General features: G+C 58.8%; 18 protein-coding genes. 4 read left to right on the forward strand and 14 right to left on the reverse strand.

What is annotated here, in order from left to right; translation table 11 throughout:
• Window positions 1-62: 62 nt before the first annotated feature.
• Together I4W09_RS09335 and I4W09_RS09340 are read right to left on the reverse strand one after the other, a co-directional pair.
• Window positions 63-2,828, reverse strand: coding sequence for an FtsX-like permease family protein (locus I4W09_RS09335; RefSeq protein WP_230318761.1), 2,766 nt, complete (start codon window positions 2,826-2,828; stop codon window positions 63-65).
• Window positions 2,829-2,833: 5 nt separating this feature from the next.
• Window positions 2,834-3,535 (reverse strand): ABC transporter ATP-binding protein, encoded by a 702-nt coding sequence (locus tag I4W09_RS09340; protein ID WP_055286850.1) that lies wholly within the window; start codon window positions 3,533-3,535, stop codon window positions 2,834-2,836.
• 270 nt (window positions 3,536-3,805) lie between these two features.
• Here I4W09_RS09340 and I4W09_RS09345 point away from each other — a divergent pair, with 270 nt between their 5' ends.
• On the forward strand, window positions 3,806-4,444 hold the full coding sequence (locus I4W09_RS09345) for a GyrI-like domain-containing protein (protein WP_117766548.1): 639 nt from the start codon (window positions 3,806-3,808) through the stop codon (window positions 4,442-4,444).
• Between the two features lie 185 nt (window positions 4,445-4,629).
• Window positions 4,630-5,865 carry a chloride channel protein gene (locus I4W09_RS09350; RefSeq protein ID WP_117766583.1) on the forward strand — a complete coding sequence of 412 codons (1,236 nt, stop codon included), beginning with the start codon at window positions 4,630-4,632 and terminating at the stop codon, window positions 5,863-5,865.
• A gap of 206 nt (window positions 5,866-6,071) precedes the next feature.
• Here I4W09_RS09350 and I4W09_RS09355 read toward each other — a convergent pair whose 3' ends face one another.
• From I4W09_RS09355 to I4W09_RS09365, 3 genes are all read right to left on the reverse strand, one after another.
• Entirely contained in the window at window positions 6,072-6,650 is a 579-nt protein-coding gene (locus I4W09_RS09355; RefSeq protein WP_238022593.1) for a methylated-DNA--[protein]-cysteine S-methyltransferase, read from the reverse strand.
• A 453-nt stretch (window positions 6,651-7,103) separates the two neighbouring features.
• Window positions 7,104-8,129 (reverse strand): aspartate-semialdehyde dehydrogenase, encoded by a 1,026-nt coding sequence (locus I4W09_RS09360; protein WP_196033869.1) that lies wholly within the window; start codon window positions 8,127-8,129, stop codon window positions 7,104-7,106.
• 173 nt (window positions 8,130-8,302) lie between these two features.
• A complete protein-coding gene (locus tag I4W09_RS09365; RefSeq protein WP_196033871.1) occupies window positions 8,303-9,691 on the reverse strand; it encodes an aspartate kinase in 1,389 nt (462 codons plus the stop codon).
• 104 nt (window positions 9,692-9,795) lie between these two features.
• Between I4W09_RS09365 and thrC the strand changes: the two genes are divergently transcribed.
• Both thrC and thrB read left to right on the forward strand, forming a co-directional pair.
• On the forward strand, window positions 9,796-11,313 hold the full coding sequence (thrC, locus tag I4W09_RS09370) for a threonine synthase (protein ID WP_196033873.1): 1,518 nt from the start codon (window positions 9,796-9,798) through the stop codon (window positions 11,311-11,313).
• A 207-nt stretch (window positions 11,314-11,520) separates the two neighbouring features.
• The gene (gene thrB, locus I4W09_RS09375) at window positions 11,521-12,402 is read left to right on the forward strand and encodes a homoserine kinase (RefSeq protein WP_196033875.1); all 882 of its coding nucleotides are present in this window, start codon (window positions 11,521-11,523) and stop codon (window positions 12,400-12,402) included.
• 259 nt (window positions 12,403-12,661) lie between these two features.
• Here the strand turns inward: thrB and yihA are convergent, their stop codons facing one another.
• The 9 genes from yihA to I4W09_RS09420 form a co-directional block, all read right to left on the reverse strand.
• Window positions 12,662-13,252: a ribosome biogenesis GTP-binding protein YihA/YsxC gene (gene yihA / locus I4W09_RS09380; RefSeq protein WP_089572350.1), complete on the reverse strand. Its 591-nt coding sequence runs from the start codon at window positions 13,250-13,252 to the stop codon at window positions 12,662-12,664.
• A gap of 38 nt (window positions 13,253-13,290) precedes the next feature.
• Window positions 13,291-14,031, reverse strand: coding sequence for a 5'-methylthioadenosine/S-adenosylhomocysteine nucleosidase (gene mtnN, locus I4W09_RS09385; protein ID WP_006234870.1), 741 nt, complete (start codon window positions 14,029-14,031; stop codon window positions 13,291-13,293).
• Between the two features lie 78 nt (window positions 14,032-14,109).
• Window positions 14,110-14,298, reverse strand: a complete 189-nt coding sequence (locus tag I4W09_RS09390; RefSeq protein WP_196033877.1) for a serine hydrolase — start codon at window positions 14,296-14,298, stop codon at window positions 14,110-14,112.
• A gap of 31 nt (window positions 14,299-14,329) precedes the next feature.
• A complete protein-coding gene (gene pflA, locus I4W09_RS09395; RefSeq protein WP_195625334.1) occupies window positions 14,330-15,148 on the reverse strand; it encodes a pyruvate formate-lyase-activating protein in 819 nt (272 codons plus the stop codon).
• A gap of 187 nt (window positions 15,149-15,335) precedes the next feature.
• Complete coding sequence (locus I4W09_RS09400; RefSeq protein ID WP_196033879.1) at window positions 15,336-16,190, reverse strand: DegV family protein; 855 nt, start codon at window positions 16,188-16,190, stop codon at window positions 15,336-15,338.
• Between the two features lie 276 nt (window positions 16,191-16,466).
• Window positions 16,467-17,909, reverse strand: a complete 1,443-nt coding sequence (locus tag I4W09_RS09405; RefSeq protein ID WP_196033881.1) for a glycoside hydrolase family 32 protein — start codon at window positions 17,907-17,909, stop codon at window positions 16,467-16,469.
• A 101-nt stretch (window positions 17,910-18,010) separates the two neighbouring features.
• Window positions 18,011-19,462, reverse strand: a complete 1,452-nt coding sequence (locus I4W09_RS09410) for a PTS transporter subunit EIIC (RefSeq protein WP_040358954.1) — start codon at window positions 19,460-19,462, stop codon at window positions 18,011-18,013.
• A 45-nt stretch (window positions 19,463-19,507) separates the two neighbouring features.
• Window positions 19,508-20,890 carry a family 43 glycosylhydrolase gene (locus I4W09_RS09415; RefSeq protein WP_230318762.1) on the reverse strand — a complete coding sequence of 461 codons (1,383 nt, stop codon included), beginning with the start codon at window positions 20,888-20,890 and terminating at the stop codon, window positions 19,508-19,510.
• 183 nt (window positions 20,891-21,073) lie between these two features.
• Window positions 21,074-22,084, reverse strand: coding sequence for a LacI family DNA-binding transcriptional regulator (locus I4W09_RS09420; RefSeq protein ID WP_229090598.1), 1,011 nt, complete (start codon window positions 22,082-22,084; stop codon window positions 21,074-21,076).
• Window positions 22,085-22,273: the final 189 nt, after the last annotated feature.

Genomic DNA, 22,273 nt, shown 5'->3' on the forward strand with positions numbered 1-22,273 from the left:
ATGGTTGTCCGGCGTTTGCCCAGATAAAACCTGCCAAAATAAACCTGTCCCTTTTTGGCAGGTTACTCGGCGCTCTTGAGGGCGCCGACCATGTCGATCTTGTTGAGGGTACGATTGGTGGCGAGGTTGACGATGATCGTAAAGCCGAAGGAAAGCACCACGGCAAGCACGTAGCTCAGCGGCTCGACTTCGACGTCAAAGTACAGCGACGGCATCTGCAGGATGTACGTAAAGCTCTCGGCAAGCAGGCCACCCAGCGGCACGCCCAGTGCGGTGCCAATCGCCGTGAGGATCAACGTCTCCTTGTTGACGTAGTGGTGCACCTCGCCGCGGCGGAAACCAAGCACCTTGATGGTCGCCAGCTCGCGCTCGCGCTCGGAGATATTCGTGTTGGACAGCGTAAACACCACCACAAACGACAGGCACGCCGCCATAAAGGTCACGAGCACCACGACGGAATTGATAATAGTGAAGTTCGCCTCAAAGTTCTCCCAATGCTCGGCCGTGCTCGAAATCGAAAGCCAGCCGTCACTCTTAAGCTTCTTGCTAAACGCAATCTGGTCGGCCGACGAACCCTTGAGCAGCGCAAAGATGCCATTGAGGCGAACGCTGCGCCCAAACGCGCGCTCATAGGTGCCCTGCGTCATGTAAAGCGTGTTGCCCAGATAGTTGAGCGAAATGTCGCTGACTTTGACCTTGGCTACGTTGAGCGACGAATCCTGGACGTGTGCCGTATCGCCCGGTTGAATCCCCAGCACCAGCTGTGAACTCTTGCTCAGGTACACATCTCCGTCACGCAAAGATAGCGGCTCTTTGGACTCATCCTCGAGACGCACGTAATCGCCCAAGTCACCCGTGCGGTCGTCGGGAATCACGATGAGCTGCACAGTCTCGCTCTTGCCACCAAACGTAAAGGTGACGTTGTCGGTCATAATCGGCAGGGTTGAGGTCACGGTCACGTTGGAATCATTGGCCGCGCTGCGCTCATCCAATGCCGCGCACGTCTGCGAAAAATCGTCGGGATTGGCGACCGCCAGCAGGTCGTAGCGCGTGATATGCCCGTACTGTTTGGGCGAAAGCGCCACCGACGTGTCACGGATGCCCATACCGCAGATCACGAGCGCTGTGCAGCCGGCGATACCGAAGATGGTCATAAAGGCGCGCTTTTTGTAGCGGAACAGGTTACGCGCCGCCACCTTGTTTAAGAAGCCCATGCGGCGCCAGATAAAGCCGATGCGCTCGAGCAAGATGCGTGAGCCAGCGCGCGGGGCCTTGGGACGCATAAGCGAGGCCGGGGTCTCGGCCATCTCGTGGCGGCAGGCGATAATCGTGGCGCCCACCACGCCCACGGCAAACAGCGCCACCGACACGAGCGACGACACGATATCGTACGAAAGCAGCATCTGGGGCAGCGAGTACATGTCGTCGAACACCGTAAACAGGAACAGCGGCAGGCCCACAAATCCGATGATGTTGCCGAGCACGCCGCCGATCAGACAAGCCCACAGCGCATAGTCCACGTATTTGGACAGGATGCGCCCGCGCGAATAACCGAGTGCTTTGTACAGGCCAATAAGCGTGCGCTCCTCCTCGACCATACGCGTGGCGGTGGTAAGGCTGATGAGCACGGCGACGATAAAGAAGATGAACGGGAACACCGTGGCGATGGCCTCGATCGAAGAACTGTCGCTGTCGACGCTCGAGTAGCTTGCGATATTGCCGCGGTCCTGGATGTACCAAGTGCATTCGCCCAGGTCAGAGAGCTCGGCGCGGGCATCGGCAAACTGCTGGTCGGCGGCGGCGCGACGCTGGTCCAGGTCGGCCTGCGCTTGCACGCGCTCCTCACTGCCCTCTGCCATGCGGTTGATGTTGCCCTGTTCAATCCCAAAGAGCATATTCGCCTGGCGCTCAGCCGCATCTAAGCTTGCCGGCGTGTCGACTGTCAGCTCCTGAGCGCGCGCCTTCTCACGCTCCTCGCGGATCTTCTCGATATTGTCCTTGACCTTGTTGATCTTTGCCGCGTAGGCATCCGAATAGGAGTTGAGGCTCTTGGCTCCCTCGACGATCACGTGGACCGCGGAGTAGGAAGAAGATGTCGCGGCGTCCTCGCTCACATAGAACTTATAGTCCGCCGCCGAAGCAGCGCGAAAGGCGTTGACTGTCGAGTCGGAGCTCACATCAGTGGGATCGAGGACCTCGGCCGTAATGGTGTAATCGCCCGCGGCAAACTGATCCTTGGCGCTTTGGTTCGACGAGCTCGCGTCATTGGCGGCAAAACTCACCGTATCGCCGAGCTTTTTGCCCGAAGCCTTCAGGAACTTCGAAGTCACCGCGACCTCATCGGCGCTCTCGGGCAAATCGCCGTTCACGAGCACTGGCTGATCGATGTTCTCCTTGGAGAGACTTTGCACGACCACGCGCTCGCGCGTTGTGCCCACGGCGGTGTAGGCGGTCTCGGTGTAGATGCCCTCGGCCGTTTCGACGCCATCGACCTCTTGGATCGCAGCAAGATCGTCATCGGTCAGACCATAGGTCGACTGCACGTTAATGTCATAAACATTCTGCTGGTCAAAGTAAGCGTCGACCGAATCGCACAGATCCTCGCAACCCGCCTTGAGGCCGCACATCACGCTCACGCCGAGCGCAGTGATCACGACGATGGACAAGAAGCGTTTGAGGCTGCCGCGAATCGTGCGGTAGACACCACGGCGAAACACCGTCGGCACCATGTCGTTTGAGCTTTGGGCAGTGCGGTAGGTCGTAAAATCCTGCTCGCGCTCCGTGTTCCGCGCGTCGCGGCGTTGGCTGTTTTGGCGGTCCTGATCCATGGGCGCTACCACTCGATCGTCTCGATAGGCACGGGATTTTGCTGGACCGTCTCGCTCTCCACGCGACCGCTCTTAAAGCGAATCAGGCGATCGGCCATGGGCGCGAGCGCGGAGTTGTGCGTGATGATGATGACCGTAATGCCCTGCTTGCGGCAGGTATCCTGCAGCAGCTGCAAGATCTGCTTGCCGGTTTTATAGTCGAGCGCGCCCGTGGGCTCGTCGCACAGAAGCAGCTTGGGGTTCTTTGCCAGTGCGCGGGCAATGGACACGCGCTGCTGCTCGCCGCCCGAAAGCTGCGCGGGGAAGTTGGCGAGGCGCTCGCCCAGGCCAACCTGGCAAAGCGTTTGCTCGGCATCGAGCGAATCGGGGCAGATTTGCGCCGCGAGTTCGACGTTCTCAAGCGCCGTCAGGTTAGGGACCAGATTGTAGAACTGGAAGACAAAGCCGACGTCGGCGCGGCGGTATTCCACGAGCTGCGCCTCGTTAGCGGAGCTCACATCGCGCCCGTCCACCGTTACGGTGCCGGAGGTTACCGTGTCCATACCGCCCAGGATGTTGAGCGCCGTGGTCTTGCCGGCACCCGAAGCGCCCAGGATAATGGCGAGCTCACCGCGCTCGACCGTAAAACTCGCGCCGTCGAGCGCGTGAATGCGGGCATCGCCCTCGCCGTACGCCTTGATGACGTCTTTGAATTCGATATAAGCCATCGATTAATTCCCATCTGGTCGGATAACTCTTTAGTATTACCCATTTCACGCCGACCAAAAAGGGACAGGTTCATTTTGGCAGGTTTTATATGGGGAAACGGGGAGCGCAGGCAAGCGCCGGGAAGGCAGAGAAATCATCGACGGGGTCAGGCCGACCGCCAAACACAACGCACGCATCTCTATCTGTCAGCAAAATCATTCGAACAGCTGTTCGTTTCTATGATATGATTCCGCTATCTAAGCAGGCCAATACGCAGAAAGGCGGCCAACATGGCGTTCGACTTTAAGAAGGAATGCAAGGAGCTCTACAGACCTGCAAGCAAGCCGAGTATCATAACTGTCCCGCCTATGAGCTACGTTGCCGTTCGCGGAAAGGGCGACCCAAATACCGAAGGTGGCGAGTATCAAAATGCCCTGCCGCTGCTTTACGGCATCGCCTATACCGTCAAGATGTCAAAGAAAGGCTCAAGGAGTATCGAGGGCTATTTCGACTTTGTGGTACCGCCGCTCGAGGGCTTCTGGTGGCAAGACTCCCCGAGCGGCGACATCGATTATGTACGCAAGGACGATTTCAACTTTATCTCGTGCATCCGCCTGCCCGATTTCGTCACTCAGGATGACTTTGACTGGGCGGTCGCGGAAGCCACGGCCAAAAAGAAACTGGACTTTTCTGCCGTCGAGCTGCTTAAAGTTGACGAGGGTCTCTGCGTTCAATGCATGCATACCGGACCCTACGACAGCGAGCCGGCAACCGTAGACGCCATGCATGAATATGCGACCGAGCAGGGCTATGTCCCCGACTTCTCAGATACCCGTTTACATCACGAAATCTATCTCTCCGATCCACGCAAGTGTGCGCCGGAGAAACTTAAGACCGTGGTTCGTCATCCTATCAAGCGCGCTGAATAGCGTGGAGCGTCATTTCACGCGCTAGGTTTTAAGCCAGCCAACCAGCCGCCTCCTAGGCTGTCAAGCAATTATCTTGACGCGGCCCGTCGCATCTTATAAGTTTGTTTTGCTAAAGCTGGAAAGCCTCTCAACGATGCGCAACTCCAGCTCTTTTTCTATCAAGAGAGCAAGTGTCGGAAAGCAAAATGTCGGAAAGCAACGCATCGAGCAGAATCAAACGCTTGCTCAACACCTATAGCGGCCTCGTGCTTATGGGTGCCGTCGGAATCCCTATCGGCATCATCGTTGGCGCCATCTGCGCACTCTTTGGACGCGTGCTTCTGGCAATCGGCGCCTTCCGCGACGAACACATCGCACTGCTCCTTCCCTTCCTCGCCCTCATGGGCTTGGCCATCGTATTTGCCTACCGCACCTGGGGCAAAGGCACCGATCGGGGCATGAGCCTGGTATTTGACGTAGGTCACGGACGCGAGGATGCCATCTCCCCGCGTTTGGTGCCGCTCATTATGTTGAGCACGTGGGGGACGCACCTCTTTGGCGGCAGTGCGGGGCGCGAGGGCGTGGCCGTGCAGATTGGTGCAACCGTCTCGCACTGGATCGGCAGGCGTCTACCTTTCCGAAACCCCGGCAACACGTTTTTGCTCATTGGTATGGCCGCTGGCTTTGCCGGACTCTTTCGAACGCCGCTCGCTGCTACGGTCTTTGCTATCGAAGTGCTGGTCGCCGGACGCATGGAATACCGCGCGTTGCTCCCCGCGCTTACGGCTTCACTTGCCGCAAGCATGACCTCCGGCGCCCTGGGGCTCGAGAAGTTCGAGGTCGCCGTTACCGCCTCGTATGCGCTCGACCTCCCCGGTCTTGGACGGCTGGCACTGTTGGGCATCGCGTTTGGTATGGTGGGCGGCGCCTTTGCCTGGTGCCTTGCACATGCCAAAACACTTGCGGCGCGGCTGTTCCCCAACCCCTATGCACGCATCGCCGTTATGGGCATCGCGTTATCGGCGATTCTGTTCGCACTATGGCAGGGTCGATACTGCGGGCTTGGCACCAATCTGATATCCGCGGCGCTCGACGGTGACGGCAAGGTCGCCATCATACCTTGGGACTGGGCACTCAAATTCGCACTCACCATTACCACGCTTGCCGCAGGATATCAGGGTGGCGAGGTGACGCCGTTGTTCTCCATCGGAGCCAGCCTGGGTGTCGTACTCGCCGGGATTCTCGGCATGCCCGTCGAGCTCTGCGCCTCACTGGGCTACGCAGCCGTCTTTGGCAGCGCCACCAATACGCTGCTCGCACCCATCCTTATTGGCTGCGAAGTCTTCGGCTTTGGTAACTTGCCGATGTTCATTATTGTCTGCGTTGTGGCTTACCTGTTCAACATGGATAAGTCCATCTACGCCCTGCAGGAGCGGGCGTAGATCGATGTCCAGGCAGGTGGTCTCAGCCGGAAACGGCGTCCCACTCTGAGGCTGTATTCCGGGACACGGTTTCCGCTTGGAACGCCATTCGGAAAGCGCATCCCGCTTTAAAACGGAATTCCGGGACGTAGTTTCCGTCTGAGCCTCCATTCGGAAAGCATGTCCCGTTCTTTCACGGCATCTTGGCTATGCAAAGTGCTCGAACGTTATTCCTCGTACGCGCCCTCGAGCCGAAGCAGCCACTCCTTGCGGTCAAGCCCGCCGGCATATCCGTTAAGCGAGCCGTCGGCGGCAACCACGCGATGGCACGGCACAATGATCGAAATAGGATTCCGCGCGACCGCGGCCCCCACGGCACGGGGAGACACAACAGGTGCTTCGTTTCCCGGTACACGATGTCGAGCCGCAACACGCTGGGCGATCTCACCATACGTAGCGACCTCGCCACGCGGGATAGAAAGCAGCTCAAACCAAACCTCACGCTGAAACGCCGTGCCAATCATATGCAACGGCGGCGTAAACCGAGGCTCCTGCCCCGCAAAATAAGCATTCAGCCAAGCCCAAGAACGCTCAAGCACCGAAGAAGCCGCGCCATTTGCCGGACTCACCGAAGACATCCCACCGGTACCAGAAACCGCATCGGCGCCTTCAACATGTTCGGGATCTTCTTTGAGAAGCGTGGAGCCAAAGTGCTCCTGCCCCTCAAACCAAAGCCCCGTCAAACCGCGGCCATCAGCGGCAAGCAGGATTTCGCCCAAAGGCGAAGCAAACGTCGTCGTGACCACCAGCGGCTCCTTTCAAAACTCCGCAACATAATACCGCGAATTGTGCAGACAACCCCAATCGACCCCAAAGTCACCCAAGGCAGCAGGCGCGCAGCGCCGCAGCTGCCGCACGACCCCAAAGTCCCCGCAGGCAGCAGGCGCAACGCGCCGCAGCTGCCGGCCGCGCCCCACAGTCCCCAAAGGCGGCAGGCGCAAAGCGCCGAGGCCGCCGCCGGGGCCAGGGCCCGCAACGGCCACGTGCCCTCACATCAGCCCAGCGGCCCCAGCCAACAACGGCCCCATCGCAGGCCGCTCGCAGCCGAGTCACCGCAGGCGGGGGCCGGGCTTAGTTTTCAGAACACTCCGCAGACCAGTGTGGCGCCTTGTCCGCGGCTCCGAAGGAGCAGGACAAGGCGCCACACATGGTCGAGGACGTTCTGAAAACTAAGCCCGGCCCCCGCCGGACAGGTCACACTACTCGCAGAGCAGCTTAGCGATCTGGACGGCGTTGGTTGCCGCGCCCTTACGGATTTGGTCGCCGCAGCACCAGAAGGTGATGCCACGCGCGGCCTCGGGGTTCGAGATGTCGCGGCGTACGCGACCGACCCAAATCAGGTCCTGGTCGGAGGTGTCCATCGGCATGGGGAAGCGGTCGTGCGCATCCTCGGCGCTCATGTCGTCAACTAGCTTGACACCCGGAGCGGCAGCCAGCGCGGCACGGGCCTCTTCCACCGTGATGTCGCGCTCGAACTCAAGCGTGATGCTCTCGGAGTGCGAGCGCAGCACGGGCACGCGCACACAGGTGCAGTTCACGCGCAGCTCGGGCAGATGCATGATCTTGCGGCCCTCGTTTTGCAACTTCATCTCCTCGGAGGTAAAGCCCTCCTCCTTGACGCCGCCAATCTGCGGAATCAGGTTGCTCGCGAGCTGGACGGCAAACGCGCGCGGCTCGGGAATCTCCTCGCCACGGCCCAGGGCGGCCAGCTGAGCCTCGAGCTCGGCCATACCGGGGGCGCCAGCACCCGAAGCCGCCTGGTACGTCGAGACGATCATGCGCTTCACGCCAGCGAGCTGATGCAGCGGCCACGTGGGAACCAGGCCGATGATAGTCGCGCAGTTGGGGTTGGCGATAAGGCCGTGATGCCACTTGATATCGTCGGCATTGATCTCGGGCACGACCAGCGGCACCTCGGGATCCATACGGAAGGCATGGCTGTTGTCGACCACGACGGCGCCGCGCTTGACGGCCTCGGGCAGCAGCTCCTTCGCGATATCGTCACCGGCGGCTCCAAGCACAATGTCGCAGCCCTCAAAGGCCTCGGGGCAAGCCTCTTCGATCACGATCTGCTCGCCACGGAACTCGACGGTCTTGCCCGCAGAACGCGCGCTCGCCAGCAGCTTGAGCTTGCCAACCGGGAACTCCTGCTCGTTGAGGCACTCGAGCATCTGGGTGCCCACGGCTCCCGTCGCGCCCAAAATAGCAACCGTGTACTGTTTCATGCTTCCCCCTTTAAAGGTTGTGGCTTTTGCCCGCACGCCAAGCAGGCCGATTATTGTTGCCAGTGTATACAAGAACGGGGCGGGCACGAAACCCGCCCCGTCGAAACGAAACCGAAACGAAACGCCCCGCCATAGATTTTTGAGGCAAGTCCAAAAATCTACTGGGATAGCAGCTACTTGTGGAGCGCGACCAGAGCGGGATCGACCGGCGCGGGAGCCTCCAGATCGGAGACCTTCACAATGCCGTTCTCGTCGGAGAAGGCGCGGTAAATGGTCTGAATCGCCAGATCAAAGTCCTTCTCCTCCACACCGATGATGATATTGATCTCGTCGCAGCTCTGCGAAATCATACGCACGCTCACGCCAGCCTGGCCAAGCATGCCAAACAGGTGGCCCGAGATGCCGGCACGACCGCGCAGGTTACGGCCGACGGTCGCGATAAGTGCCAGACCCTCGACAACCTCGATCTCGAGCGGCTCGACCTCCTGCTGAATGTCGCCCACGAGCGAGTACAGTGAATCGTGAACGTCCCGCTCCTGCACCACGGCGCCAAAGCGGTCGACACCGGTGGGCATGTGCTCGACGGAAACGTCATAGCGCTCGAACACCGAAAGCGCACGGCGCATAAAGCCGACGCGGGGCTTGGTGCGGTCGCGGGCGACGTTGATGGCGACAAAACCGCGCTTGCCGGTCACGCCGGTAATGATGGGCTCCGCCTCGCCTTCATCAGCCGTCTCGCTAATGATGGTGCCGGGGTCCTGCGGCGCATTGGTGTTCTTGATGACCAGCGGAATGCCTGCCTCGCGCACGGGGAACACGGCTTCCTCGTGCAGGACGCTTGCGCCCATGTACGAAAGCTCGCGCAGCTCCTCGTAGGTAACGCGCGCAATGGGCTGAGCCTCGGGCACAATGCGAGGATCGGCAGAATAGAAGCCCGAAACGTCGGTCCAGTTCTCGTACAGGTCGGCGCCTAGGCACTTGGCCAGGATCGAGCCGGAAATGTCGCCGCCGCCACGGTCGAGCAGCTTGATCTGGCCCTCGCGCGTCGCGCCGTAGAAGCCAGGCATAACGAAGCCGCCCTGCTGACCGTACTCTTGCACCAGCTCGGAGGTGCGGTTCATGCTGAGCGTACCGTCGTGATGGAACGCCACAACCGTCGCGGCGTCCAGGAACGGTAGGCCCAGGTACTCAGCCATCAGGCGAGCGGTGAAGTACTCGCCGCGGCTCACGAGCTCCTCGGTGGAGTAACCGCCCGAGCGGGCGCGCTCGGCAAAAGCCGCGAACTCCTCACGGATGGGATAGGTGAGCTCCAGCTCGTCAGCGATATCAAAATAGCGCTGGCCGATGTCCTCGAGCAGCTCCTCGCACGACACGTGGTACTTAACGTGCGCGTTAACCAGGTAGAGCAGGTCGGTCACCTTGGTGTCGCCCTTAAAGCGGCGACCACAGGCGGAAACCACCACAAAACGGCGAGCCGGGTCGGCATCGACGATGGCCTTGATCTTCTTAAAGTGTTCGGCGTCGGCGACCGACGAGCCGCCAAACTTGGCAATCTTAATCATGGGCTGGAGGTTACCTTTCTAAAAAGCCTCTGCGAACCTATTTTGCGCGCTCTGATACCATGGTTTCACCGATTGGGACCAAGGCATCCGAGGAGCAGTGTTATATGGGAACTTATCATAGTACACGAGGACGCACTTTATCGTGCTCAAGTAAGGTGGCAATCCGTACCGGCATCGCTCCCGACGGGGGTTTGTTTGTCTCGGACGAGCTCGGCACCCAGCAGGTCGATATCAGCTCGCTTGCAGCTAAATCGTACTTTGAAATCGCTCAAGATGTGTTGGGAATGTTACTGAATGATTACACGGCCGAAGAAATTTCGGCGTGTGTCGACGAGGCATACCGCGGCACGTTCGCGAGTGAAGAGGTTACGCCGCTCGTCAAACTCGACGCAGCGCCGGGTGCTGACGCCCCTCAGACCTATGTGATGGAGCTCTTTGGCGGCCCCACAAGCGCCTTCAAGGACGTCGCCCTGCAGATGCTCCCCCGTCTGATGGCCCGCACTTCCGCCAAGGACGGCGGCGCCGAGCGCATCATGATCGTCACCGCCACGTCGGGCGACACGGGCAAGGCTGCGCTCGCCGGTTTTGCCGACGCTCCGGGCACGGGCATCACCGTCTTTTATCCCGAGGGCAAGGTTAGCCGCGTCCAGAACCTGCAGATGTCCACGCAGGAGGGCGACAACGTCGCCGTCTGCGGCATCCGCGGCAACTTTGACGACGCCCAGAGCGCCGTCAAGCGCATCTTTGCCGATAAGGAGCTTGCCGAGCGCCTGGAAGCCGCCGGCACGGTGCTTTCGAGCGCCAACTCTATCAATGTCGGCCGTCTGGTACCGCAGGTCGTCTACTACTTTGCCGCCTATGCGCAGCTGCTGCGCGCCGGCGCTATCGAGGCTAGCGACGCCGTAGAGTTCTGTGTGCCCACCGGCAACTTTGGCGATATCTTGGCCGGCTACTACGCCAAGCGCATGGGCCTGCCCGTCGCCAAGCTCATCGTCGCGAGCGACAAGAACAACGTGCTTGCCGACTTCCTGACCACCGGCGTCTACGACCGTAACCGCCCGTTCTTCACGACCATCTCGCCGTCGATGGACATCCTCATCAGCTCTAACCTGGAGCGCATGCTGTACTTCCTGTCCGATGGCGACTGCGAACTCGTTGCCGGCCTTATGGAGCAGTTGGCACAGACCGGTCGCTACGAGGTACCCGCCGAGCTGCTGGCCAAGATTCAGAGCGTCTTTGGCTGCGGCTGGGCCAGCGAGGACGAGGTCCGCGCTGCCATCAAGAGTTGCTGGGACGCCAACGGCTACGTGATCGACCCGCACACCGCTTGCGGCTATCACGTCTTTGAAAAGGTCGCTCCCGCCGAGGGCGCCAAGGCCCGTGTGCTGCTTTCGACCGCCAGCCCCTACAAGTTCCCGCGCGCCTGCTGCGACGCCCTGGGGCTCGACGTTCCCGAGGACGACTTTGAGGCCATGCACGTGCTCGAGCAGGCAACCAACACGGTCGCCCCGGCACAGCTCGCCGAACTCGAGTCCAAGCCCGTCCGCTTCGAAGACGTCTGCGACGTCGATGAGATGGCCAGCTACGTAGAGCAGGCTGCAAAAAAGATGGCAACCAACTAAACCCCATATAAGGCGCTGGCGAAAGCCGGCGCACTTTCTTTTAATTTGGCTCCCCAGCGCGGTGAGGAGACGGCGTAGGTCGGTTTCACGCTTGCTCCGTCGCGAGTTCCGCACGAGCCGAAGGCCACTAAATGTGGCCTTCGTGCGAGCAGGACTGTCCGAGCAGCGGAGCAAGCGTGAAACCGACCCCCAGGAGGACCAACAACAATGATCAAGATCACCGTCCCCGCCACCAGCGCAAACCTAGGCATTGGCTACGACACCCTCGGCATGGCCGTAAGCCTCTACTCGCACTTTACCTTCGAGCGCACCGACAAGCTCACCATCACGGGTTGCCCCGAGGAATTCCAAAACGAGAATAACCTGGTCTATGTAAGCTTTGTCGATGCTCTGGCCGCCTGGGGCGAGCCGGCTTTTCCCGTTGCCATCGACATTCAGACCGACGTGCCCGTCGCCCGCGGCCTGGGTTCCAGCTCCACCTGCGTCGTCGCTGGCATCATGGCGGCCGCCGCGCTGACGGGCCACACCGTCGACCGCGCCGAGCTCGTCCGCATTGCCACCGAGGTCGAGGGCCATCCCGATAACGTCGCCCCTGCCATCCTGGGCGGTGCCGTTTGCTCCTTTACGCCGACTGATTCGCTCCCCCAGTGCCTGCGCTACGAGGTGAGCGATCGCTTGCGTTTTATTACCGTGATTCCGCCCTACGAGGTGCATACGAGCGAGGCGCGCAAGGTCGTGCCGCAGGAGATTCCACTCTCCACCGCCGTATGGCAAATGGGCCGCATCGCCGGCATGACGCGCGGCCTGGAGACTGGTGACCTGGACCTGATTGCCGCTGCCAATGACGACCGCATTCAGGAGCCTTATCGTCGCCGCCTGATTCCCGACTACAACGCCGTGCGCGACACCTGCCTTAACGGCGGCGCTAAGACCATCTGGATTAGCGGCTCAGGCTCGACCCTCATGGCTGTGACCGACGACACCATCGTGGCAAAGTTTCTGCAGGTCAAGCTGCGTGAGCAGTTCCCCAAGTGCGACACGCATATCCTCACGTGCGACACCGAGGGCGCTCAAATCGAGTACCTGTAGACATCCTCCTCATATACCTGTCCGGGACGGTCGGGATGTTCCCTCAAAATCGTCCTCGCGCATGAAGTCCCCTTGTCCTGCTCCTACGGAGCGACGGACAAGGGGCCTTCGCGCTGCGGAATGATTTTGAGGGAACATCCCGACCGTCCCTGCGCCTACCTTGCTGAGGATGTCTACAGGGACCCACGCTTTGAAGGGGCGCCGGGCTGAAATATATGGCCCTTTATTGATAGGGGCTCTTGCTAGGCTGGAGCCCTTACTAAAGGCAGGCCTCGGCGATGCGGCGCTTGAGTTCGTCGATACCCACGCCGGTCTGGGAGCTTGTGATGATCACGTTTTCGGCCGGAACGTTGAGCTGCTTTTTGATGGCTGCTGCCTGGCGGGCCTGCTGGGTGCGGCTGAGCTTGTCGGCTTTGGTGAGGCAAACGATAAAGTTGAACTCGTTGCCCTGTAGGTAGTCGATCATGTCGTGGTCGAGCTTGCTGGGGTCGTGACGAATGTCCACCAGCGAGACGACCAAGTTAAAGCTGCGCTCGGAGTCAAAAAAGTCGCCGATAAGCTCGGCCCAGCGGTCGCGCTCGGCCTTGGAGCGACGGGCGAAACCGTAACCCGGCAGGTCCACGAAATGCACGTCATCGGCCTCAAAGAAGTTGATGTTGCTCGTCTTGCCCGGCGTACTGGAAACCTTGACTAGGTTCTTGCGGCCAAATAGCTTGTTCATAATCGACGACTTGCCCACGTTGGAGCGGCCGACAAAGCTCACCTCGGGGCAGGTGGACTCGGGAATCTGCGAAACCTTGCCATAGCTGGCGACGAACTTGGCAAGCTGGTAGTTAATGGAATCGGCCATGGACACTCCTTGGTCGTAGGTTCTTACAAATAGACGCGCTATTGCGCAGCGGCAATGCGGCGGACGATATCGAGCGTGATGTCACTTGCGACACGCGCGTACTCGAACAGATCGAACTCGCGCTCGCAAATTGCATCGTACGCCTCGTCACAATTATCGCTGATAGCGCGCAACACCAGGCAATCGACACCATTTTTGGTTGCGACATGGGCAATTGCCGCGCCCTCCATGCCGACACAATCGGCATGCGTCGCCTCGATAGCGTCGTTGCGCATGGTGGCGCCCGTCACAAAGCGGTTACCCGTGGCAATCGTGCCGACCAGGAACTGCTTGGTGCCCTCGTTCGAAGCGACTGCATTTTTCGAAGCGTCAACAAACCCACGCTCAGCAAGCACGTCGGCGGCAATATCGACCAGCGCGGGCGTCGAGCCAAACTCCTCGAGCCCCGGTGCGGACTCGGCGATAAGCGCGGTATCGGTATCCAGATAGCGTAGGCGTTTGCCAATGACCACATCGTCGATATGGAGCTTGGGGTTCAAACCGCCCGCAATGCCCGAAAACACAACAGCCTGCGGAGCATACTTGCTAATGAGGTGCTGTGTTGCAGCAGCGGCGTTCACCGTGCCCATGCCCGCCGTTGTGGCGACAACTGTCAGGCCGTCGAGCTCACCGCTCACAACGGTCAAGCCTGCCTCCCGTGCCTCGCAAACGTCGCTCAGCTCTTCCTTAATCTGCATGATCTCTTTTTCGAGCGCACCGATAATCGCGATGGTAGCCATACCATTCCCCAAACCTATACGAAATTCTCAACCAAGGTATGGTACCAGCATTTTGTTTGACCTCGCCAAACGAACACGCTAAGCCAGTGCAGCTCGCGTATCAAGCAGAGCCTTTGCAATCGCAGCCGTAACCTCGCTCGAACGGTCGCTCGATGGCATCGATGTCATGACGCTCATGACATAGGTACGGCCATCGATGTCGATGAGGCCTGCATCGCATGTCGAATAGTAGCCGTCCTCGCTGATCCAACCCGCCTTGTTACACATCTTAAAAGGTAGTCAATTTGGGACGGGCTTGTTAGCCGATGGCCGACCTGAGCTCCGCACGGCGCTTTTTCATACCGGCCATAACGGCATTGCGCAACTCGGGCATGCGCGCGGTATCCATCTGTGGAACGCCCTCGAGCTTATAGGGAATCCCCAGCTGCTCGTATTTGACGACACCCATGGTGTGATACGGCAGCATCTCCAGGCCGACCACGTTATGCCACGGGGCGATTAGACGACCGAGTGCCTCGCACTCCTCCACCGTGTCGGTAATGCCCGGCACTACCACGTGGCGGATAACGACCTTAATCTTGCGACGCGCGAGCTCATCACCAAACGCCAGAATGCGTGCGGGATCGCAGCCGGTCAGCTTTTTATGCTCAGCCGGATCGGCATGCTTGATGTCGAGCAGCACCATGTCGGTCTCGTTGAGAACGGCATCGAACTTCTCGGGGCGGTTGGGATCAAACGCATAACCGCAGCTATCCAGGCAGGTATGCACGCGGCCATCGGGATTGTTGTGCATTGCACGGAATAGGTCGGCCAAAAACTCAGGCTGCAGGAGCGGTTCACCGCCCGAAACGGTAATGCCGCCGCTGCGGTAAAACTCATGGTTACTCTGAAACTCGTCCATCAGGTGTTCGACGGTCACCATGGTGCCGCCGTTGACCGACCAGGTATCGGGATTGTGGCAATACGCGCAGCGCATGGGACAGCCCTGAACAAACACCACAAAGCGAATGCCGGGTCCGTCGACCGTTCCCATCGTCTCGATTGAATGCACGCGGCCTAGGGCAAACGCAGAGTCCTCGGGATGAGCGTCCACACCCTCAAGCGTCATTTCTGCCATTCGCGCTACCTTGCCTCTCCTTGGATGCAACCAATTAAAATGCCAGAGCCATTCTAGCCCATACGCATGATGGTGAAATGGTTTAGCGGTCAATTGGGTTGTTCTATTTGACCCCACGCAAGAGCGGCGGGAGGGTTATCGCAGCCCGCCCGCCGCCGAGGCAATAGATATCGATAGACGCCAGGCCTTACGCCTTGAGCGTGAGCACCGCGCCGAAGGCGGTCGGGCCGCAATGACTCGAGATGACGCCGCCGACCTGAGTCCAGGTAACGTCCTTAAAGCCCAGGTCATGCGCATAGACTTCTATGTCATCGCGCAGCTCCTGGGAAAGGCCCACCGAATATGCCAAGCCAATGTGTGAGTAGTCGATCTCGCCCTTGACAACCATGTGGTCAATAAAGGCGCGGGCGCATTTGAGCATAGAACCGCGAAACTTCTTGGTTGCCACGAACTTGCCGCCCGTTACCTCAATGCAGGGCTTAATCTTGAGCAGATGGGCGCCCAGGAACGCGACGTTGGACAAGCGACCGCCCGCCTTAAGGAAGGCAAGGTCCGTAGGAACAAAACCCAGCAGCACACGGTCCATGACGGAGTTCGTAAATGCAAAGATCTCGTCGACGGTGGCATCGGGGTGAGCCTCGATGTATTTGGCGGTCTCGACGACAACGAGCGACTGGCCCACCGAGACAAAGCGCGTGTCCATGGAGAACACGTAGTCGCGCCCCTGGGCCGCAATCTTTGAGGACTGATGCGAACAGGTCGTGGCCTCGGAATATGCAAGATGCAAAATAGTCGCGTCGGGTTGCTCGGCATGGATGCGGTCGTACACATGCGCAAAATCCGCTGGCGAACAGCCACTGGTCTTGGGCATCACACCAAACTCGTTGCAGCGCGAATAAATCTCGAGCGGATCGATCGAGCCGTCCTCGACGGTCTCGTCACCAATCGTGACATGCATGGGCACGCGCACGATGCCGTAGCGCTCGCAGAGCTCCGGCGTCACATCCGACCCAGACTCAACCACGATTACATACTTGCCCATTCTTATCACGACCCATCTCGACGTTGGCTTTTCAATACATGACACGCGCCGCCGCACTGTTGCACAACGGCGTCCAAGCGCCAAAGAGACGCCGCCCCTTGCGCACAACAAAGGACAGCGTCTCCCTGGAAAACTCCGTGCTTATCTGAGATTCTACACGGTTTATTAAGGAGTGTTACTTATTCCGCAAACGGTCGCTATACGCGATAAACGGTAGTTCGCTGCAGCAACTGCGACACATTCCGCCCAGCAAGTCCAATCGCGCTCCACACACGGTTAATGCGCGAGGCGGTAGAAATCCATCGACGCCGCACCCTCGGCGTGCAGCTCCATCGCCGGAACCGCCGGCGAATAGGTACGGCTCGTAAGTGCTGCCTCTCCACCGTTGGCAAAAATCTCGACCATCGTAGTGTCCGAAAGCACGCGCAGGTCGCGAAGTTCGCCGAGCTCGATCGACCTCTGGTCGCGTCCATAGCCTTCGTCGCCCATATCGAGGGTAAGCATCCCGTCCGTATAACGCACAAAGACACCCTTGCGGATTTCGAGCTCGATCATCTTGGCTCCCTCGCAGGAAACCACGACATCAAACAGGCGTCCCGGCTCCTCAACGGTCTCATCGCCTGTCGCGCGAACGCAGTCGCCGCGCATTCTCTCAATCTCGTGCGCCGGCTGCTGGCAGAGCTTGCCATCGCGTATGCTCAGCTCTCGCGGCACCGTCAACGCGCACTGCCACCCGCGCGCCACCGTCGGGCTTTCCGCCTTCGCATCGGGGCAACCCGACCATCCGATCATCAAACGCCGACCCACAGCGTCCTCAAAGGACTGCGGGGCATAGAAATCAAAACCGGCATCAACCATCGGAGGCATGCCCTGGCCGACGATCTTAAAGCTCGGCGCCCCCCAATCGGCCTCGATGGAGAACCACACGCACTGATGCGGATTGCGGTAACGCCAGCCATCGGCGGGCACGCCCTGCGGGCAGCAAACGAGAATAAGCTCGCCATCAAGCTCAAACAGATCAGGGCACTCCCACATAAAGCCAAACTTCTCGCCCAGCTCAATGCGCGTCGCATAGCTCCAGCCCTCTAGATCGCGCGAAGTATAGACAAGCACACAGCCACGATCGTCTTTCGTACGAGCGCCCAGAACCATGTAGTAGATACCATCGTGCTCAAGGATCTTAGGGTCGCGCACGTGCGTACCGATATCGTCGGGGTAATCGACCGGCCCAACAGCTATGCGCTTCTCGCCCAATTCGTCGGGATTCTCGGCAACCATATGAATTTGGTTTTGCTCACGGCCCGTCAACACGTAGTCGTAATCATCGCGGTCAAAATGCTTAACGTTGCCGGTATAGAAGTAGTGAATCTTGCCGTCGTGTACAAAGGCAGAACCAGAATACGCTCCGCTCGAATCCAAATCGGAATCGGGGAACAGCACAGGGCCGTGATTCTCGTACGTCACAAAATCCTTTGTTGTCAGATGGTTCCAAAGCACTGGACCGCCATGCGCAGCATCGAATGGATCGTATTGGTGATAGATATGATACGTATCACCGATCTGCACCAAACCGTTGGGGTCGTTGAGCCAGCCAAGCTCAGGCTCCACATGGAACAGGAGCCTATCGGGGTCGGACGCGATGCGACCCGCCGTCTCATCCTGTCCGGCACGCCACTGCTCATAGTCCGCGCGTGTCACCTTATTTTTTTGATTAAACATCGCCGTTGACTTTCTCGTCTATGGGAAAGGACGCTCGACTCACACGAGTCGAACGCCCTTCCCCAAATGGACTTATCCTCAGATTACGCTGAACGGCTCAACTAGAAGCTGACATCGAAGCCAGCGCCAGCGCCCTCTTCATCAGTGGTCGGCACGCCCTTTGCCTTGTTGTAGGCAAAGATCAAGACGATCGGCACGATAAAGGCGATGAGATTGCCAGCCACATACCACACGAGCGTCTCGGGCGTGACGATGAGCAGGCCAAGCACGCCGGTCAGACCCTGACCGATGGCGCGCACCTCAAAGAGCTTCACGAAGGCACCGCCGCAGCCTGCACCGATGCAAGCGCAGATGAACGGGATGATCGAGTAGCGCATGTTTGCAGCAAAGATTGCGGGCTCGGAGATACCGACCAGCGTCGGGATAAAGGACGACATGCAGATGTTGCGCTCTTTGGAATGCTTCTTATGAATGAGGTACATGCCGATGGCGCCGCCGCCCTGGGCGATGATGGAAACCGACCAGATTGCCTGGATGTAGTTGAAGCCAGTCGTGGCAACGAGGTTTGCCTCGATACCCTGGATGAACTGATGCGTACCGGTAACGACGAGCGGCTGCAGGAATGCGGCAAAGACAAAGGCACCGAAGACGCCCATCCTGTTGTACAGGATATCGATTACGCCGGCGAGGACGTCGCCGATCAGGTTGCCGAGCGGGCCGAACACGGTGAACAGGGCGACGTTAGCAAGAATCAGGGTAACGGTCGGGACAAAGACGAACGAAACGACCTCGGGGATGTACTTCTGGGCAATCTTTTCGACCTTGGCCATAAACCAGGCAGTCAGGATTGCAGGGAACACGCCGCCCTGGAAAGCAACCATGGGAATGGAGAGCGGACCAAAGTTCCAGTACTCAGCACCCGTCGGGTCCATAACGAACGTGTTACGGTTCATAAGGCTCGGGTGAACCATGACGATACCGACGAGGATGCCCAGGATCGGGTTACCGCCAAAACGCTTGACCGCGCTGTACATAACCAGGACAGGTAGGTAGTCGAAGGTGGTGGCGATAATGGCAAAGAAGCTTGCGAGGTTCTTGAGGAACTCGCTGTGATCGGCAAGGCTGCCCTCCATGCCAAAGAGGCCGTTGGCAACGATCAGCGACTTAAGGCCGATGATGATAGCGGCGCCGACGAAGGCGGGAATGATGGGGATAAAGATGTCCGAGAATACCTTGAGGACCGAGAAGAACTTGCCCTTCTTGTCCGCCTCGGCGCCCTTGACCTCGGAAGCGCTGATCTCCTTAACGCCCGTCAGAGCCATAAACTCATCGTAGACCTTGTTGACGGTACCGGTACCGAAGATGATCATGAGCTGGCCGCTGTTGTACAGCACGCCCTTGACGCCATCGATGTTCTCGAGCTCGGCCTTGTTGTACTTGCTCGTATCCTTGAGCACCAGACGCAGACGCGTAACGCAATGCGTGGCGCCCTCGATGTTCTCCAAACCGCCGACGTTATCGACGACTTGCTGAGACACTACTTTGTAGTCCATGTTCCTCTCCATTCCTTTACGAAATCATAAGACGTTTTGATGCCATTACAGAGACGCGATCGTTGCATTTGCGCACTTGAGCGTACCGTCGGTGACCGTCAGCGCCACACCCTGGCCCTGCTTATTGCAGAAGCGCGCGTTAAGCGCAACATCATCGACAAAGATGGTCGCGATATCGTCGTCAACGACCAGGCGCACATGATGAGTGCCCTCGCCCTTAAAGAACAACGGACGCTCGAGGCCCATGTTGTTGACCTGGAACCACGGATACTGGGGGGCCGCCGTAAACTCGAGCTTGCCCTCACGCAGGTTGGCGCGGAACTCATAGGCAAGACCGGACTCGGCGTCCTCGGCAAGCTTCACCGAGAAGCCGGCAGCGTCACCGGCGAGCTCGATGTCGGCATCGAGCATATAGGTGGAACCGGCATCCGCGGCGAGCACCTGCTCGACCTTGCCCGACTCGCAGGAAAGCTCAAAGGCCTCGACTGCCTTAGCCTCGCCAAAGGCGCCAAGCATGCTGTCGGGGAGCTTGGTGCCGAGCGTTCCGTCAGCACGCTGAACGATCTCGAGAGGCATAAAGGTGCCACCCCACAGGTAAGAGCTGGGGTCACCGCCCTCGTCACGCGTAGGAACCCAACCAAAGAGAACGCGACGCTCGCCATCGAATGCGGTGCGAGCGGCGTAGTACGCGCGGCCGTCGAAGGAGTCGTCAGCGGGGGTAATCCAAGGACCGTTGATGGACTTGGACATGCGGTAACGGGTCTTGTTGCCGTCGCTGTACTCGGAAAAGACGAGGTACCACCAGTCGCCCATCTTAAAGAGATCAGGCATCTCAAACATGGTGTACAGGCCCGGGTTCCACCAGTCGCCCTGGAACTCCCAGGTATTCAGGTCCTTGGAGGTGAACTTGACCAGGCGGCCGGTCATCAGACGCTTGTCCTCGCCCACACGCGTGCCGAGGATGAGCATGTACTCTTCGTTCTCCTCATCCCAAAGCACAAAGGGATCGCGCCAGTTGCGGTCATCGTAACCCTCCTGGGGCGGAAGCAGCGTCTCGGCGATGTTCTTCTCCCACTTGACGGCGTCGTCGCTCGTTGCGTGAAGAAGAACCTGCTTCATCAAACGTGCGCGGACCTTATCGCGATTGCAACCAGTGTAGAGCGCATGGTACTTGTCGCCCACCTTAAACACCGTGCCGGCATAAATGTACTGGTCGACTTCCTCGTCGCCGCCGCGCTCAAGGCTCTCACCAAAGTCCTTGTAGTTGATGAAATCCTTGGTCGTTGCGAGTGCCCAGCCAAACGGCTCTCCGAAAGGTTCGGGGTTACGCGTGTCACGCTGATGATAGAGATAGAACGTGCCGTCCTCGCCGTACGGCATGATGTCGCCTACCCAAATTCCCTCAGGCTGGTAATACACCTTGTGCATCCGAGACTTCCTTTCCACGACATACTAACTCGGTACAATGGCAAGATATGTCAATCGTTTTCATATGTCAAACGTTTTCACACCAATACGTCTTTTCGCAGTTCCAGTCGTCGGCAAACGGTTGACATATGCCGGTGAACGGTCATCAGAGGCGTTTGAGGAATTCTTTTGGCACGGGATGAACTACGCGGTTTTGCCCTCAATGAGTTCAACGGGGAGCTTGATATTCGATTCGGGATTATCGCCGTTAATAAGAGCGATGATGGATTGCGCCGCGAGCTCTCCGATGCGATCGATATCTTGACGTACGGTTGTTAAGTCAGGCATAAACGTCATAGTTCGGCGGGCACCATCCGCGCCCACGACCTTAATATCGTCTGGAGCGCTCAAACCGCGCTGCTTCATCACGTTGAGACAGATGGCCGCCATCGTATCGTCTCCCGCAAAGATGCCGTCAATATCGGGGTTCTCATCGAGGATCTTCGCAACGACCGCGCCCTTTTCGTCGTCGGGCTTAACGAACTCAACCTCACGGACAAGCGCGGACAAACCGGCCTGCTCAACAACATCGAGGTAGGCATCGGTACGCTTATTGGCAGGCATGCGCATGCGGCTATTGCTGCGCAGGCACAGGATACGCCTGCAGCCGTCATCAATCAGACGGCGCGTGGCGAGCTCGCCAATGCCATAGCTGTCACTTGCAATCTGGACAGAGCCCTCGCCAAGATCGCAGTCGATGCCAACCAGGCTCAAGCCCATCTCGGCATATGCCTCGGCACCGATATTGAGGGAGTTGACGATGACGCCGTCGACCATATTGCGGCGGAGCATGTCAATATAGGAACGCTCAAGATCGGGTCGATTGGCGCTGTTGCACAGCAACATCTTAAAGCCGTTTTCCGCTAACGTGCGCTCGACCGCCTGCACAACCTGAGCATGGAACGGGCTGCTCACAAAGGGAACAATCATGCCGATAAGGTTCAGGCGACCGTTGAGCATGGCACGGGCGATATCGTTGGGCGTGTAATTGATGCGCTCCATCGCCGCATGGACTTTATCGCGGGTTTCCTGGCTAATGTAGCCGCGATTATTAAGCACGCGAGATACCGTAGTAGGCGAAACCCCCGCCACCGCTGCAACTTCCTTGATGCCAGGCTTAGCCGTATCTTTAGAACGAGCACTCTCGCGAGCCATAGCACCCTCCCCCATCAACATGTCATACGTTTACATACGAACAAAGCATACCCCAACAACAGCGGGAAGACGGTAACAGCACAAGTAAGTAAACGACTCATCCAAATAATTAGGAGAGTTCCGCCTAAAGGGTGACTACACAGGACCCCCGCCGGGCCGCTTTGGGTTACTTTCCAAAACATTTCCGCA

It is taken from the genome of Collinsella aerofaciens (genome assembly GCF_015670795.1).
In the GTDB taxonomy this organism is placed as follows: domain Bacteria; phylum Actinomycetota; class Coriobacteriia; order Coriobacteriales; family Coriobacteriaceae; genus Collinsella; species Collinsella aerofaciens_Q.